General features: G+C 74.4%; 9 protein-coding genes and 1 tRNA gene. 5 read left to right on the top strand and 5 right to left on the bottom strand.

The features are described from left to right. Positions 1-6 precede the first annotated feature (6 nt). The 4 genes from ACFVHO_RS15515 (at position 7) to ACFVHO_RS15500 (ending at position 10335) form a co-directional block, all read left to right on the top strand. Positions 7-7476, top strand: coding sequence for a type I polyketide synthase (locus tag ACFVHO_RS15515; RefSeq protein ID WP_385713779.1), 7470 nt, complete (start codon positions 7-9; stop codon positions 7474-7476). Further along, a complete protein-coding gene (locus ACFVHO_RS15510) occupies positions 7473-8177 on the top strand; it encodes a class I SAM-dependent methyltransferase (protein WP_385713777.1) in 705 nt (234 codons plus the stop codon). The genes ACFVHO_RS15515 and ACFVHO_RS15510 overlap by 4 nt, the downstream gene beginning before the upstream one ends. Positions 8178-8240: 63 nt before the next feature. Beyond that, on the top strand, positions 8241-9428 hold the full coding sequence (locus tag ACFVHO_RS15505; RefSeq protein WP_385713775.1) for a thiolase family protein: 1188 nt from the start codon (positions 8241-8243) through the stop codon (positions 9426-9428). A gap of 112 nt (positions 9429-9540) precedes the next feature. Next, a complete protein-coding gene (locus tag ACFVHO_RS15500) occupies positions 9541-10335 on the top strand; it encodes a sulfite exporter TauE/SafE family protein (protein WP_385713773.1) in 795 nt (264 codons plus the stop codon). A gap of 13 nt (positions 10336-10348) precedes the next feature. Here ACFVHO_RS15500 and ACFVHO_RS15495 read toward each other — a convergent pair whose 3' ends face one another. The 3 genes from ACFVHO_RS15495 to ACFVHO_RS15485 all read right to left on the bottom strand — a co-directional run bounded on the left by ACFVHO_RS15495 (position 10349) and on the right by ACFVHO_RS15485 (position 13996). Beyond that, entirely contained in the window at positions 10349-12454 is a 2106-nt protein-coding gene (locus ACFVHO_RS15495) for an MDR family MFS transporter (RefSeq protein ID WP_385713771.1), read from the bottom strand. A gap of 99 nt (positions 12455-12553) precedes the next feature. Next, positions 12554-13330 (bottom strand): precorrin-6A synthase (deacetylating), encoded by a 777-nt coding sequence (gene cobF, locus ACFVHO_RS15490; protein ID WP_385713770.1) that lies wholly within the window; start codon positions 13328-13330, stop codon positions 12554-12556. An 81-nt stretch (positions 13331-13411) separates the two neighbouring features. Next, positions 13412-13996 (bottom strand): DUF309 domain-containing protein, encoded by a 585-nt coding sequence (locus ACFVHO_RS15485; RefSeq protein WP_385713769.1) that lies wholly within the window; start codon positions 13994-13996, stop codon positions 13412-13414. Positions 13997-14140: 144 nt separating this feature from the next. Here ACFVHO_RS15485 and ACFVHO_RS15480 point away from each other — a divergent pair. Beyond that, positions 14141-14214: transfer RNA gene (locus ACFVHO_RS15480), tRNA-Pro, on the top strand. Between the two features lie 105 nt (positions 14215-14319). Here ACFVHO_RS15480 and ACFVHO_RS15475 read toward each other — a convergent pair. Beyond that, positions 14320-14757 (bottom strand): DUF6336 family protein, encoded by a 438-nt coding sequence (locus ACFVHO_RS15475; RefSeq protein ID WP_385713767.1) that lies wholly within the window; start codon positions 14755-14757, stop codon positions 14320-14322. Between the two features lie 14 nt (positions 14758-14771). Beyond that, a complete protein-coding gene (locus ACFVHO_RS15470; RefSeq protein WP_385713765.1) occupies positions 14772-16748 on the bottom strand; it encodes a BTAD domain-containing putative transcriptional regulator in 1977 nt (658 codons plus the stop codon). Positions 16749-16936 lie beyond the last annotated feature (188 nt).

Below are 16936 nucleotides of genomic sequence, written 5' to 3'. Positions count from 1 at the left end.
TGGCACATGGCGACGGACGACCGGATTCGGTACTACCTCAAGCGGGTCACCGCCGACCTGCACGAGACGCGCGGGCGCCTGCGGGAGCTGGAGGACGCCGCGGGCGAGCCCGTCGCGGTGGTCGCCATGGGCTGCCGCTTCCCCGGGGACGTCCGCTCCCCGGAGGACCTGTGGGACCTGGTGGTCTCCGGCACGGACGCCGTCGCGCCCTTCCCGGAGGACCGCGGCTGGGACGTCGAGCACCTCTACGACCCCGATCCGGACCGGCTTGGGAAGACCTACGCGCGCGAGGGCGGCTTCCTCGCGGACGTGGCGTCGTTCGACGCGGGCCTGTTCGGCGTCAGCCCGCGCGAGGCGCTGACCCTCGATCCGCAGCAGCGCCTGCTCCTGGAAGTGGCCTGGGAGACCTTCGAACGCGCGGGCCTCGCACCGACCCGGATGCGCGGCAGCCGCACCGGCGTCTTCGTCGGCACCAGCAGCCAGGAGTACGCGCTCCTGCTGCAGAGCGCCCGGGAGACCTTCGAGGGCTACTCGACGGGCTTCCTCGCCAGCGTCCTCTCGGGCCGGCTCGCCTACACCTTCGGCCTCGAAGGCCCGGCGATCACCGTCGACACGGCGTGCTCGGCGTCCCTGACGGCACTCCATCTGGCCGCCCAGTCGCTGCGGCAGGGCGAGTGCAGCATGGCCCTGGCGGGCGGCGCCTCGGTGATGACGACCCCGGGGATGTTCGTGGAGTTCAGCCGTCAGCGGGGGCTCGCGACCGACGGGCGGTGCAAGGCGTTCGCGGCGTCGGCCGACGGCACGGGGTGGGGCGAGGGCGTGGGTCTCGTGCTGCTTGAGCGGTTGTCGGACGCGCGGCGCAACGGGCATCCGGTGCTCGCCGTGGTGCGGGGCTCGGCGGTGAACCAGGACGGTGCGTCGAACGGTCTGACGGCGCCGAACGGGCCTTCGCAGCAGCGCGTCATCCGGCAGGCGTTGGCGTCGGCCCGTCTGTCGGCGGACTTGGTCGACGCGGTGGAGGCGCACGGGACGGGGACGTCGTTGGGGGATCCGATCGAGGCGCAGGCGCTGCTGGCCACGTACGGTCAGGAGCGTTCCGCCGAACGGCCGTTGTGGCTCGGCTCCCTCAAGTCGAACATCGGGCACACCCAGGCGGCGGCGGGCGTCGGCGGCGTCATCAAGACGGTCATGGCGCTGCGCCGGGGAGTCCTGCCCCCCACCCTGCACGTGGACGAGCCGACGCCGCACGTCGACTGGTCGTCGGGTGCGGTACGGCTGCTGACCGAGGCACGCGACTGGCCCCGGCACGAGGGGCCACGGCGGGCCGGGGTGTCGTCCTTCGGGATCAGCGGCACCAACGCCCACGTGATCCTGGAGCAGTCGGACGACGACGCGTTCCCCGCGCCCGCTCCGGGGCCGGTCGCCGGACCGGTGCCGCTCGCCGAGTCCACGGGCGGGGCGCACGGCCTGGCGGACGACGGGGTGGACGGCCCGGCACGCGAAGTGCCGGACAGCCCGGTGCGCGAAGCGGTGTGCGGACCGGCACCCGACGCCGGGGGCGACTCCGCACCGGACCGCGCCCACCCCGCCCCCGGCCCGCTGCCGTGGCTGATCACCGCGCGCAGCGGCCGCGGGCTGCGCGAGCAGGCGGCCCGGCTGCGCGACCACGTGCGCGCCAGGCCCGGCCTGGCCCCGGCCGACGTCGGCCACTCCCTGCTGGTCTCGCGCACCCACTTCGACCACCGCGCCGTCGTGCTCGCCGACGACCGGGACGCGTACCTCGCGGGCCTCACCGCCGTGGCCGAGGGGAAGAGCATCCCCGGCGTCGTGCAGGGCGTCGCGCGCGACCCCGGGAAACCGGTGTTCGTCTTCCCCGGCCAGGGCGCCCAGTGGGAGGGCATGGCGGCGGACCTGTACCGCGAGTCGAAGGTCTTCCGCGAGCGGCTCGGCGCGTGCGCCGAGGCCGTGGCGCCCCACGTCGACTTCTCGCTCGTCGACGTCGTGCGCGGCGTCGACGGCGCGGCCCCGCTCGACCGCGTGGACGTCGTCCAGCCCGCGCTCTGGGCCATGATGGTCTCGCTCGCCGCGCTGTGGCGGTCCCACGGCGTGGAGCCCGGCGCCGTCGTGGGCCACTCCCAGGGCGAGATCGCCGCCGCGTGCGTCGCGGGCGCCCTGTCCCTGGAGGACGGGGCCCTGATCGTGGCACGGCGGTCCCGGCTCGTCGCCGAACGCCTCGCGGGCAGCGGGGGCATGGCCTTCCTCGCCCTGCCCGTCGACCGGGCGCGCGACCGCCTCGCGGAGTGGGGCGCCCGCCTCGGGGTCGCCGCGGCCAACGCCCCTTCGTCCGTGGTGGTGTCGGGCGACGCCGAGGCCCTCGACGAGCTCCTGGACGCCGCCGAGCGGGAAGGCGTCCGGGCGATCCGCGTCGCGGTCGACTACGCCTCGCACTCGGCGCAGGTCGAGACGTTGCGGGACGAACTCCTCGCGACACTCGCCGACATCGCCCCGCGCACGGCCGACATCCCCTTCCACTCGACGGTCCTCGGCGCCGAGGTCGACACCTCCGGGCTCGACGCCGCCTACTGGTACCGCAACCTGCGGGAGACGGTCCGCTTCGACGCGACCGTCCGGGCACTCCTCGCGTCCGGGCACCGTACGTACGCCGAGATGAGCCCGCACCCGGTGCTCGCGATGTCGGTGCAGGAACTCATCGAGAACACGACAGGCGGGGCGGGCACGGCAGGTGCGGCGGGTGCGGCAAGCGCGCCGGGTGCAGCGCGCGTGGCGGGCTCCGCGGACACCGGGAGTCCGGCGAGCGGCGGCGCGCCCGGCACCGTCCTGACCTCGCTGCGGCGCGACGAGGGGCACCTCGCGCGCTTCCTCGCCTCCGTCGCCGAGGCGCACGTGCAGGGCGTCGGCGTGGACTGGTCGGCCCGCATCGGGCCACGGGCCCGCCTCGTGGACCTGCCGACCCACGCCTTCCAGCGCCGTCGCTACTGGCCGGACGCGCTGCCCGGCATCACCCCGGTCCACGAGGCCGACGACAGCGCGGCCTCCGTGTTCCGGCGGCGCCTCGCCGAACTGCCGGACGGCGGCAAGGAGCGGCTGGCCCTGGAGACGGTGTGCGAGCACGCCGCCGCCGTCCTGAACCTCGCATCCCCGGGGGACGTCGACGTCACCCGGGCCTTCACCGACCTCGGGTTCGTCTCGCTGACCGCGATGGAGCTGCGCAACCGGCTCACCACGGCGACGGGTGTCCGCCTGTCCCCGGCGGCGGTCTTCGACCACCCGACGGCCGAGAAGCTGTCCGCCCACCTGCTCGCGTGCCTGACGGGTGCTCAGGAGCAGTACGAGGAAGCGGTGTCGGCGGCGCCGGTCGCCGGTGAGCCGATCGCGATCGTCGCCATGGGCTGCCGCTACCCCGGCGACGTGGCCTCGCCCGAGCAGCTGTGGGACCTGGTCGCCTCCGGCCGGGACGCGACCTCCGGCTTCCCGGCCAACCGGGGCTGGGACACGGCGGGCCTGTACGACCCGAACCCCGGCAGGCCGGGACACACCTACGTCCGCCGGGGCGGCTTCCTGCACGACGCCGACGGGTTCGACCCGCTCCTGTTCGGGATCAGCCCGCGCGAGGCACTCGCGATGGACCCGCAGCAGCGCCTCCTGCTCGAAGTGGCCTGGGAGGTCCTCGAGCGGGCCAGGCTGGCGCCCGACGCGGTCGGCGGCAGCCGCACCGGCGTCTTCGTGGGCGTCAGCGGCCAGGACTACCTGCCCCTGCTCACCGCCGACCCGGACGGCGGCGCGGGCCACTTGATGACCGGCACCTCGACGAGCGTCGCCTCCGGGCGGATCGCCTACACCTTCGGCCTCGAAGGCCCCGCGGTCACCGTCGACACGGCCTGCTCGTCGTCCCTCGTGGCCCTCCACCTCGCCGTGCAGGCGCTGCGGCAGGGCGACTGCACGGCCGCCCTGGTGGGCGGCGCGACGATCCTCTCGACCCCGGGCGCGTTCGTCGAGTTCAGCCGCCAGGGCGCCCTCGCGGCCGACGGGCGCTGCAAGGCGTTCGCCGCCGAGGCCGACGGCACCGGCTGGGGCGAGGGCGTCGGCGTCCTGCTCGTCGAACCCCTTTCGGTCGCCCGGCGCGCCGGACACCCCGTCCTCGCCCTGGTCCGTGCCACCGCCGTCAACCAGGACGGGGCGAGCAACGGCCTGTCCGCCCCCAACGGGCTCGCCCAGCAGCGCGTGATCCGGCAGGCCCTCGCCCAGGCCGGTCTCACCGCACGGGACGTCGACGCCGTCGAGGCCCACGGCACGGGCACCACCCTCGGCGACCCCATCGAGGCGGAGGCCCTGCTCGCCACCTACGGCCAGGGACGGCCCGCCCACGCGCCGCTCTGGCTCGGCTCGCTCAAGTCCAACGTCGGCCACACCGCCGCCGCGGCCGGGGTCGGCGGTGTCATCAAGACGGTCCTCGCGCTGGACCGGGCGGTCCTTCCGCCCACCCTGCACGTGGACGAGCCGACCCCGCACGTCGACTGGTCGTCGGGCGCCGTGGAGATCCTCACCGAGTCCCGCCCCTGGCCGGACACGGGCCGGGCGCGCCGGGCCGGTGTCTCGTCCTTCGGGATCAGCGGGACCAACGCGCATGTGGTCCTCGAACAGGCCCCGCAGGAGGACGGGGGAGCGGGGCAGGACGGGGCCCCGGCGGGCGAGGGTGCGGCGGGTCGCCCTGCTCAGGAGGACGGGGGTGCGGCGGGCCGCCAGGCTCAGGAGGACGGGGGTGCGGCGGGCCACCATGCCCAGGAGGACAGGGGCGCGGCGGGCCACCATGCCCAGGAGGACAGGGGCGCGGCGGGCGGCCACGTTCAGGAAGGCGGGGGCGTGGCGAAGGAACGCGCTTCGGAGGACGGGGACTTGGCGCCGGACCCGGCACGCGTGGCGCCGGACGACATCCTCCCCGTGCTGCCCTGGCCGCTGTCGGGCGGCACCGAGGAGGCGCTGCGCGCGCAGGCCGACCGGCTGCGCCGCTTCGTCGAGGGCCACGCGGACCTCGTGGCGGCCGACGTCGCGCGCTCGCTGGCGGCGACCCGGGCGGGCCTGGAGCACCGCGCGGTGGTCGTCGGCCGGGACCGGGACGCGCTCCTGGCGGGCCTTGCGCGCCTTGCGGCGGGCGAGTGCGGGCCGGACGTGGTCCGTGGCTCGGCCCGGGCGCGGGAACGGGTCGCGTTCGTGTGCGGCGGTCCGCTCCCGGACCCGGCCGGGGGACCGGGCGGTGAACGGGTCGGACTGGTCAGGGAGTTGTACGAGCGGGCGCCCGTGTTCGCCACGGCGCTGGACGAGGCCGGTGCCGCCGTAGCGGAGCAGTTGGGCCGACCCTGGAGCGAGGTCCTGCCCCTGGAGGGACCGGAGCCGGGGGGCCAAGTGCTCGCCCGCGCGGCCGCGTTCGCCGGGGAAGTCGCGCTGTTCCGCCTCCTCGAACACTGGGGAGTCGGACCCGCCGTCCTCCTCGGCCACGGTCTCGGCGAGGTGACCGCGGCGCACTGCGCGGGTGTGCTGTCCCTGACCGACGCGGCGGCGCTCGTCGTCACCCTCGTACGGGACGCCACCCCCGTACGAGAAGCGCCGCCGGAGACGGAGGCAGGCCTGGGGGCCGACGCGGGGGACGCCGTCCGGCGGACCGTCAAGGACCTGACCTTCCGCCCGCCGGTGATCCCCCTCGCCGCAGCCCGCACCGGCAGCCCGGTGCCGTACGAGGAGCTGTCGTCCCCGGACCACTGGGTGCGCCTCGCCCAGGAGGCTGACGCTCCGTCAGTCGACGCCATGGGCCTGCTCGGGTCCCAAGGGGTGCGCTCCTGCCTGCGGTTGGGCCCTGGCGAGGACCTGGCCGGGCTCCTCGGGCAGGAGTGCGGCACCGGTCTGCGCGGGCTCCTCACCGCGCTGGCCCACCTGTACGTCAAGGGCGTCCCGGTGGGCTGGGACAGGATGCTCGCCGACTGCGGCGCGCGTCTGGTGGACCTGCCCACGTACGCCTTCCAGCACCAGCGGTACTGGCCCGAGGGCACCGGCCTTCCGATCGGCGCGGCCGGGCGGCCCGCACCCGGCGCGGCGCGGGCGGACCAGGGACGCCAGGTCAGGCAAAGCCTCGCGGCGGCGGGCGACGACGAGCGGCCCGGTCTGGTCGCCGCCCTCGTCCGCACGCACGTCGCGGCGGTCCTGAGGCTGGCCGACCCGGACGCCCTCGACGACGAACGGCCCCTGCCAGAGCTGGGGTTCGACTCGCTGACGGCGGTGGACCTGCGCAACCGGCTCGGCGCGGACACCGGGCTGCGGCTCCCCCCGGCCCTCGTCTTCCAGCACCCGACCGTCGCCGCGCTGACCGGGCACCTGGTCGCACTGTGGGCGGCCACACCTACCGCGGCCGAGGCCGGGGCTGGGGTCGGGGCTGGGGTCGGAGGCGGAGGCGATGCTGCGGACGCGGGTGCGGGCCCGGGCGGCACAGGAGAAGTCACAGGCACGGCACCCGGCGACACCGGCGCCGCACGCCTCATCCTCGGCCCCCTGCTCGCCCGTGCGAGCGAACTGGGCCGCACCGAGGAGTTCCAGGAACTGGTGCGCCACGTCGCGGCGTTCCGGCCCACCTTCGACACCCCCGAGGAGCGGCTGCGGCCACCGCACGTCCGGCTCGCGCGCGGAGCCGCCGCGCGCCTCGTCTGCTTCCCGACGTTCGCCGTCGGCGCGGGCGCGTCCCAGTACGCGCGGCTCGCCGCCGCGTCCGGGGGCGAGCACGACGTCTGGGTCCAGCCGGTGCCGGGCTTCGACTGGCGGGAGCCGCTGCCCGCGTCCGTCGACGCGCTGGCTAACCTGCTGGCGGACGGTGCCGCACAGTGCGCCGACGGCGGTCCCGTCGTCCTGCTCGGGTACTCGGCGGGCGGCTGGATCGCCCACGCCACCGCCGCCGCGCTCCAAGCACGCGGCGCGGGCCCCGACGCCGTCGTCCTCCTCGACAGCCACTGGCCCACCAGCCCGATGCTCCCGCACCTGCACGCCCGCATCGAACGGGCCCGCGCCTCGGGGGCACCGGACGGGCTCTGGACCCAGGAGGCAGGTGACGACGCGTACCTCACCGCGATGGCGCACTACGCCGGTCTGTTCCGGGCCTGGACCCCGACCGAGATCAGCGCGCCGACCCTGCTCGTACGGGCCTCGCAGGACCCCCTCGACGACGAGCCGCGGACGCCCGCCGAGCCGCAGGCCCCGGACGCCCCGGAAACATCCGGCACGCCCGGGACACCGGCGGACCGGCTCGCGCGCTGGCACCTGCCGCACACGGCCGTCGACACCCCCGGAACACACTTCTCGATCATCCGCGAGCACAGCGGGCCCGCCCTGCGCGCGGTGGCCGACTGGCTCGGCGGCCCGCAGGGCACCCCCCGGCCCGCACCGACCCAGCAGCCCGTCACCTCTGAAGGAGCATGATGACGTCCGAAGGCGCCCACGCCGGCAAGCCCCTCGACCAGCACCTCGACCAAGGGGTCATCGACGGGCAGTCCGGATACTCGAAGCCGTTTCTCACCCTCTACGACCTCCTGGTGTACCGGGGCACGGCGCCCCTCCTCTGGCGCTGCCCGTCGGCGGTGTCCCGGAGCCTGTACGACAGTTGTGTCGGCGCGCGCCACATGGACATCGGCGTGGGCACCGGCTATCTGCTCCACCACGCCCGGTTCCCGGTGCCCGACCCGCGGATCACGCTGGTCGACCTCAACCGCAACTCCCTGGCCCACACGGCGCACCGGCTCCGGCGCCACCGGGTCGAGACGGTCCGCGCGAACATACTGGAACCCCTGCCGGTGGCCGCGCGGTCCCACGACTCGGTCGGGATGAGCTATCTGCTGCACTGCGTTCCGGGCACCCTGCGGGAGAAGGGGATCGCCCTGGCGCACGCCGCGGCCGTGGTCCGTCCCGGCGGTATCGTCTTCGGCACCACGGTCCTCTCGGCCGGGGTGCCGGTGTCCGGCTCCGCGCGCCGGGCGATGCGGACACTGAACAAGCGGGGCGCGTTCCACAACGACGCCGACGCCCTCGACGACCTGCGCGCCCAGCTCGACCTGCACTTCGACCGGCACGAGCTGACCGTCCACGGCTGCGTCGGTGTCTTCCGTGCCTGGACGGCCGCCTGAGATCCCCCGTACACTCCGAAACTAGCAGCGCTAATTAAACCGCTCATGTCTCGGAGCCGCCCAGTGCGCACCGTCCACTTCGCCGCCGCCCGCCGCACGCCGATCGGGCGGCTCCGCGGTGCCCTCTCCGCCGTCCGCCCGGACGACCTCGCCGCCACCGTCGTCCGCGGCCTGCTCGCCGACCTGCCGGGGCTCGACCCGGCCCGCGTCGACGAGGTCTACTGGGGCGCGGCCAACCAGGCGGGCGAGGACAACCGCAACGTCGCCCGCATGGCCGTCCTCCTCGCCGGACTCCCGGACTCCGTCCCCGGCGCCACGGTGAACCGCCTGTGCGCCTCCGGCCTGGAGGCGGTCACCCTGGCCGCGCGGACCATCGCCGCGGGCGACGCCGACATCGTGCTCGCGGGCGGCTCCGAGTCCATGAGCCGCGCCCCCTTCGTCCTGCCGCGCCCCGACGAGACCCTGCCGCACCGCATGGAGACCGCCGACACCCGCCTCGGCTGGCGCCTGGTCAACCCGAGGATGAAGGAGCTGCACGGGCTCCTCTCCATGGGCGAGACGGCCGAGGAGGTCGCGGCCCGGCACGGCGTCTCCCGCGAGCGCCAGGACGCCTTCGCCCTGCGCAGCCACCAGCGTGCCGCCGCCGCCCGCAGATACGGCCACTTCGACGCCGAACTCCTGCCCGTCACCACCCCCGACGGCACGGTCCTCGACGCGGACGAGAGCATCCGCGAGGACACCTCGTACGAGAAGCTCAGCGGACTGCGTCCGGTGTTCCGCGCGGGTGGCACCGTCACGGCGGGCAACGCGTCGCCCATGAACGACGGCGCGGCGGGCCTGCTCCTGGTCAGCGAGGAGGCCCTGAACGACCTGGGCCTGGAGTCCCTCGGCCGGTACGCGACGGGCGCCTCCGCCGGAGTGCACCCCGACGTGATGGGCATCGGCCCCGTGCCCGCCACCCGAAAGGCCCTGGCCCGGGTCGGCTGGAGCGTCGCCGACATCCAGGAGGCCGAGTTCAACGAGGCGTTCGCGGCCCAGGCGCTCGCCTGCGTGGACGCCCTCGGCATCGACCCGGACCTGGTCAACCCCGACGGCGGCGCCATCGCGCTCGGCCACCCCCTCGGCTGCTCCGGCGCCCGCATCCTCACCACGCTCCTGCACCGCATGCGCCGCACCGGCACCACCCGTGGCCTCGCCACGATGTGCGTGGGCGTCGGCCAGGGCACCGCCCTGCTCGTCGAACGGGACTGACCCCGCCACCGCGCTCGTCGCACGGGACCGACCCCGCCACCGCGCCCGCCGCACGGGACCGACCCCGGCCCGCCCCGCCACAAAGTGCTTGGGCATACCATCGGTGCCCAGCATGGACGCCTCCGCCGCCACCTCCGCCCTGTCCGCCCTGACCGTCTGGGAGTTCGGCGCCCTGGCCCTGGCCGCCGGGGTCGTCGGCTTCTCCAAGACCGCCGTCAGCGGCGCGAACACCATCAGCCTCGCCGTCTTCGCCGCGGTCCTCCCGGCCCGCGCGTCGACGGGCGTGCTCCTTCCGATCCTCATCGCCGGGGACGTCCTCGCCGTCCTCACCTACCGCAGACACGCCCACTGGCCCACGCTGTGGCGGCTCTTCCCCGCGGTCGGCGCGGGCGTCGCCGTGGGCACGGTGTTCCTGATGTTCGCCGACGACGCCATGATGCGTACGTCGATCGGGGCGATCCTGCTGCTCATGGCCGCCGTGACGACGTGGCGACGCAGGTCGGCCGCGACCGGCGCCCCGGCGGACGACGAGGGCGGGACGGCGCGGGCGACGGCCAGGATCGCGGCGCCCTCCTACGGCGTGCTCGGCGGCTTCACCACGATGGTCGCCAACGCGGGCGGACCCGTCATGTCGATGTATCTGCTCTCGGCGGGCTTCAAGAAGCTGAGCTTCCTCGGCACTTCGGCGTGGTTCTTCCTCATCGTCAACACCTCCAAGGTGCCCTTCAGCGTGGGCCTCGGCCTCATCGACGGACCCTCGCTGCTGCTCGACGCCGCCCTCGTCCTGTTCGTGATCCCGGGCGCCCTCATCGGCAAGGCGTGCGTGCACCGCATCAACCAGCGGCTCTTCGAACAGCTCGTCATCGGCGCGACGGTCCTCGGCGGGCTCCAGCTCCTGCTGCGCTGACGCGGAGGGCGCCCTAGGCCGACGTCTTCGCCACCGGGCGCACCGTCTGCCCCCGGTCGAGCGCGAGACCGTGCGCGAGGTCCTCCGCGAGGAGCCGTTTCGCGATCGCGTCGACCGCCGCCATCAGCTTCCCGTCGCCCCCGGCCGTGTCCTCCAGGGCGCGGCCGCCGCCCTTCTCCAACTGCTCGCGCAGCCACGCCCCCCACGCCGCTCCGATCACCTCGGCCTCCCGCGCGCCCGCGGCCGTGTGCTGGAACAGCGTCCCGGTGCGGCTCAGATAGCCCTCCTCGACCATGCGGTCGAACACGGGCACCAGGACCTCGGGCGGCAGTTGGCGGCGGGCCGCGATGAGGTTCAGGTTGGCGTGGCCGACCATCCGGGTGAACAGGGCGACCTGCATCACCGCCCACGCCCCGGCCATGTCCAGACGCGTGTCGGACCGCTGGATGACGGCGCGCGCGGTCTGCGGGCCCTTCTCGCGCAGGATGTTGCCGACGGCGAGTTCCAGGAGTCGGCCGGAGTCGCCCGACTGCGGTGACGCGAACCCCTCGCCAAGGTCGGACGAGCTCATCCGCGCGCTGTCGCGCAGCTCGACCTGCTTGAGGAAAAGGGCCACGACGAATCCGACGAGCGCGACCGGCACGGTCCACAGGAACACCGTCTGGAGCGTGTCCGCGTATGCCTTGACCAGCGGTGCCGCCGCCGCGCCCGGCAGGTCGTGCAGCCCCTGCGGGCTCTGTGAGGCCTTCGCGACGGCGTCCGGCGGCGCGGCGCCGGTACGGGAGGCCTCCGCGACCCCGTCCCGCAGGTTCGGGGCGAGCGTGTTGGCGTAGATCGTGCCGAACACGGCCGTCCCGAACGAGCTGCCCAGCGTGCGGAAGAAGGTGACGCCGGACGTCGCGGTGCCGAGGTCGGCGTAGGCGACGGTGTTCTGGACGGCGATCGTGAGCACCTGCATGCACAGGCCGATCCCGGCGCCGAGCACGAACATGTAAAGCGACTCCAGCCACGTACTGGTCTCGCTGCCCATCAGCGACAGCAGGAACAGGCCGAGCGCCATCACCAGGGAGCCCACGATCGGGAAGATCCGGTACGTGCCCGTCTTGCTGACCACGTTGCCGCTGAAGATCGACGCGATGAGCAGGCCGACGACCATCGGCAGCGTCCGCACGCCGGAGATCGTGGCCGAGTCCCCGTCGACGTACTGCAGATACGTGGGCAGGAACGTCATCGCGCCGAGCATCGCGAAGCCGACGATGAAGCTGAGCACGGAGCAGACCGTGAAGACGGGGTTCGCGAAGAGCCGCATGGGCAGCATCGGCTCGGCCGCGCGCGTCTCCACCCAGCAGAAGCCCGCGAGCGCCGCCAGGCCGCCCGCGAAGAGCCCGATGATGACGCCCGAGCCCCACGCGTACTCGTTGCCGCCCCAGCTCGTCGCGAGGATCAGCGCGCTCGCGCCGACCGCCACCAGGGCGATGCCCAGATAGTCGATGACGGGCCGCGACGCCGACTTCACCACCGGGATCGTGCGGGCCGCCGCCGCGACCACGAGGATCGCGATGGGAACGTTGACGTAGAACGCCCAGCGCCAGGTCAGATGGTCCGTGAACAGACCGCCGAGCAGCGGCCCGATGACCGTGGACACACCGAAGACCGCGCCGATCGCGCCCTGGTACTTGCCGCGCTCCCGCAGCGGGATGACATCGGCGATCAGCGCCATCGCCGTGACCATCAGACCGCCCGCGCCGATGCCCTGCAGCGCCCGCCAGGCGATGAGCAGCGTCATGTTCGTGGCGAGGCCGCACAGGAACGAGCCGGTGATGAAGACGATCGCCGACACCTGGAACACGATCTTGCGCCCGAACAGGTCGCCGAACTTGCCCACGAGCACCGTCGCGACCGTCTCCGCCAGGAGGTACGACGTCACGACCCACGACATGTGCTCGGCCCCGCCGAGGTCCGACACGATCGTCGGCAGCGCGGTTCCCACGATCGTCTGGTCGAGCGCGGCGAGGAGGACGCCCAGCATGATCGTCACGAAGACGACATTGCGCCGGCGCTTGTCCAGGACCGGCGGCCCCTGTTCCGCCGCGGCCACGGGCTGATCGGTAACGGTCACAGCCTCACCCTCACACCCGCACCGGGGGTGTGCATGCGGGGCCGTCCGGTCCGGTGACGGGGCTCCGGGCCGGTGCCCGCGCGGGGGCAGCGGGGCGGGTCAGCCGTCCGTGCGCCTGCGCAGCAGGTACGTGTCCATGATCCAGCCCTTGCGGGCGCGGGCCTCGGCGCGCAGCCGCTCGATGCGAGGCGCGGCCTCCGGGAGCGGCCCCGATTCCAGGATCTCGTCGGGGGTGCCGATGTAGGCGCCCCAGAAGATCTCGACGTCATCGCGGTCGGCGTACCGCCGGAAGGCCTGCCGGGCGTCCAGCATCACCACCACGTCGTCGACCCCGGCCGGGAAGCCCTCGTCGGCGAGGCGGCGGCCCGTGGTGATCTGCACGGGGCGCGCGACGCGGTTCAGGCCGGTGCGGTGGCGGGCGGCGAGGGCCGAGACGCTGCTGATGCCGGGGACGACGTCGTAGCCGAAGGCCACGGCACCCCGCCCGAGCACCTCCTCCAGGATCCCGATCGTGCTGTCGTACAGCGCGGGATCGCCCCACACGAGGAACGCCCCCGTCTGGTCCGCGCCCAGCTCGTCGGTGATGAGCCGCTCGTAGATGTCGGCGCGGCGACTGCGCCAGTCGCCGACGGCGTGCGAGTAGTCCGCGCCGTCCGCCGTGCGGTCGCGCTCGGGGTCACGGGCCTCGACGACCCGATAGTTCCCGTCCGGCCGGTGCGCGTCGAGCATGCCCCGGCGCAGCGCCACGAGGTCCGCCTTCTCCTCGCCCTTGCCGAGGATGAAGAACACGTCGGTGTCCCCGAACGCCTTGACCGCCTGCAGGGTCAGCTGATCGGGGTCGCCCGCGCCGATGCCGATGACATGAATCTTTCGCACGGGCCGAGTGTGCCGCACCGGTCCACGCGTCCCTGCGCCGGGTGCGGAACCCTCGCCCGGCGCGGAGCTGTCGCCGCGTCCTCAGCTCCGGGCGCCGCCGCCCGCACCCCGGCCGCCCGCGGCGCGCTCACCACCGCCGTCATCGCCGGGGCACAACGTGGGAGCACAGGCGGCGGCGTCCGCGAGCTGCCCGTCCCGCTCCACCCGCGCCGCCAAGTCCCGCGCCCACAGGACCAGTTCCGGTACGCCGATGCCGTACGGCCGCTGCCGCCCCGCCGACTCCTCGGTCCACGCCGAGACGGCGCCCGCACCCCGCCGCAGCAGCCGGGCCCCGCCCGTGGTGTTGCCGCGCGCGGAGTGCGTGAGCCCGACGGCGAGCTGCGCGAGCCCCTTCCACAGGCCGCGCTCCTCCTCGGGCCCGGACTTCCAGGCGTCCTCGAACACCTCGTGCGCGTGGAAGGGCCGCCCGGCGTCGAGGAGCGCCTGCGCCTCGGCGACGGTCTCACGAGGGGTGCGCACCACGCCCTCCGGTTGCCGCTCCACCCCGTCGGAGCCGTACGGCAACGGCCGCCCAAGCCCGTCGCGCGGCCGGGCGTTGCGGGCCCGCCCCTCCGCGTCACGGTCACGGCCGCGCCCCGCGCCGTCCGGTCCAAGTGCGCCAGTCATGTGCCGATTCTCCCGCGTCCCGCATCCCGAGGCAGGCCGGGGCACACCCCTCGCGCCCGCCGGGACCCACGCGCACCGGACCACCCCGCGGCGTGCGGTAGAGTTCTACCTACGTGATCACGCGGGACACCGCGAGGAACACGACGGGACGTGGCGCAGCTTGGTAGCGCACTTGACTGGGGGTCAAGGGGTCGCAGGTTCAAATCCTGTCGTCCCGACTGTTGAAGTCGTGATCGAGGGGCCGAGCCGGAGAAATCCGGTTCGGCCCCTCGGGCGTTTCCGGGGCGCCCCGGCGCGACTCCTCGGCCGCTTCCGGCGCGCGGTCAGCTTCCGTAGAGCCAGCTGTCGTACGCGGCGTTGTCGACCAGGTGGTACAGCCCGTAGGCGCCGGGGAAGAGGAGCAGGCCGGTCATGCCCAGGCGGACGAGGGCCGGGGCCATGACGGTGACGGCCTCGGTCTGGCCCGTGATCGTGCGCAGGTCGCGCCAGCGGCGGACGTCGCTGCCGCACGCCGACCAGAAGAACAGGCCGACCAGGAGGCAGAAAGCACCCGCTATCAGCCCGAGTCCGGACACGACGGCGAGGAACGTCCGGCGTTCGGCGTGGTCCTCGACGAGGCCGAGCCCCACCAGCGGCACGACGTTGCCCGCGACCCCGTACAAGGTGCCCCGCACCAGCACGTTCAGGAACCGCAGCCGCGGCAGCAGCACACCGTCCTCGTCCCGGTCCTGTCCCTGGTCACGCCGCTGTGGAGAAGTCATCGCGGCAGCGTACGTCAGGGGTGCGGGAGCGGACGCGCGGGCCTCGCGTCCCGTGCGCCCTGTGTGCCCCGGTCCTCGCCCGTTCCCGGCCCGGTCGCCAGCTCCTCGGCGACGAGACGCGTGAGGGCGGTGCACCGGAACCGCGTCCTGCCCCGCTCGTCGTGCGCCGAGGGCACCACGAGCCACGCGTCGGCCAGCTGCTCCAACCCCGCCTCGACGACCGGCTCCAGACCCGGATCCCCGACGAGGTCCGCCGCGCCGAACTCCGGCCCGGCATCCGGCCCGTCACCCGCGCCGCGCCCCGACCCCCGCTCCGGCCCGGACAGCGCGCCCAGTCGCGGCAGCAGCGCCCGTACGTCCTCGGGCAGTCGGCGTACCGCCGCCATCAGCGTGCCGTGCAGGCTCTGCCCGCCGTAGCCCAGCTCGCGCAGGCGGCGGGCCGGGTCGGCGAGGCGGGCCGCCAGGTCGGCGACGGTCCACAGCGGCCGTGCCGCGAGGCGCGCGCCGACCAGGCGCAGGGCCAGGGGGAGTCCGTCGCAGTACGCGACGATCTTCCGCGCCGCCGCGGGGTTGCCGAGCACCGTCTCCCGGCCGCCGATCGCGGCGAGGAGTTCCACGGCGTCGGCGCTCGCAAGGGGTCCGAGGCACACCGTGTCCTCGTGGGTCACTGTCGGCAGCCTGCGGTCGCCGGTCAGGATGACTGCCGCGTGGGGGCTGTTCGGCACGAACTGCTCGACGTCCTGCTCCGCGACCACGTCGTCCAGGACGACGAGCAGGCGGCGGTCATGCGACGCGAGGCGGTACCTGCGGAGCAGTTCGGGCGCGTCGGCGTCCGGCGGGGGGCGCTCGTCCAGGCTGGTGAGGAGCAGGGTGAGCAGGTACTTCGCGCTGTGCGGGGCGCCGTCCGGCGCCGTGGCCCGTGCGAACAGGACGCCGTCCGGGAACAGGTCCGCGCGGGCGTGGGCGGCCCGGACCGCGAGCGCCGTGCGGCCCGAGCCGACCGGGCCGGTGATGAGGATGCGGGTGGGGGTGGGGGTGGGGTCGGCGGGAGCGTCCGTCGGGGAGTCCGTCGAGGAGGCCGTCCCCGCGTTCGTCCCCGTGGCTTCGGCCGCTGCCGCGACCTTCCGCTCGACGGCGCGGAGTTCGGCCGCCCGGCCCAGGAAGGGATCGAGGTTCGGCGGCAGGAACACCGCCTTGGGTCTCGGCCACTCGGAGGCTGTTGCCGGCGCGGCCGGGGCCGGGGCCGTGGGGGAGACGGATGGTGTCCCCTCCTCGAGCACCGACTGATACGCCTCCGACAGCTCCGGCCCCGGATCCACGCCCAGTTGCTCCGCGAGCAGCCTCCGCCCCTCGTGGTACGTGAGGAGCGCCTTGGCCTGGCGGTTGCTGCGGCCGAGGGCGATGACGAGCTGGGCACGGAAACGTTCCCGCAGGGGGTGTTCCCGTACCAGGACCGTCAGTTCGGGGACGAGGCGGGCGTCCGCGCCGAGCGCCAGGTCGGCTGTGACCCGCTGCTCGATCGTGGTCAGGTACGCCTCCTCCAGCGGCGGGCGCTCCAGCTCGGCGAGATGCTCGGTGACGTTCGCGAGCGGGGTGCCGCGCCAGAGCCGCAGCGCGGCCGTCAGCTTCGCCGTCGCCGTGCGCTGGTCGCCGCGGTCGGCCGCGCGGCGCCCGGCCTCCGTCAGCTCCTCGAACTGCACCAGGTCGAAGACCGAGTCGTCGGCGTCGAGTTGGTAGCCCCGGTGCTGTCGGGTCAATCGCGCGGCAGGGCCGAGGCTCTTGCGCAGCTTGTGGATGTACGAATGGATCTGCGCGTGCATCGAGGACGGCGGCGTCAAGCCCCAGAGCCGGGAGCTGAACTGCTCGTACGTCACGGGACGCCCGCGGGCGAGCAGCAGCGTGGCGAGCACGGTGTGGATCTTGGCGCCGGACAGCGTGACCACGGCGCCGTCCGCGCTCGCCTCGACCGGTCCGAGAATGCGGAATTCCATCGCTTGCGAGCCCCCCTGCTCGTACTGCCCCTGGCCGTCCGGTGGTTGTCGCCCCGCCTCCTCCGGATCGAACGGAAGATCGAGTGTACGGGGCGCCGTCCAGGGGTGATCGAGCCGCGCGGCACCGCTCATGGAACCGCTTATAGAAACCGCATAGAGCGGATCGGTGTGCTGTACGTGACGGGAGG

Origin of the sequence: Streptomyces sp. NPDC127108 (assembly GCF_042677545.1) — a bacterium.
Classification (GTDB): domain Bacteria; phylum Actinomycetota; class Actinomycetes; order Streptomycetales; family Streptomycetaceae; genus Streptomyces.
This window is presented reverse-complemented; position numbering and strand designations above follow the sequence as displayed.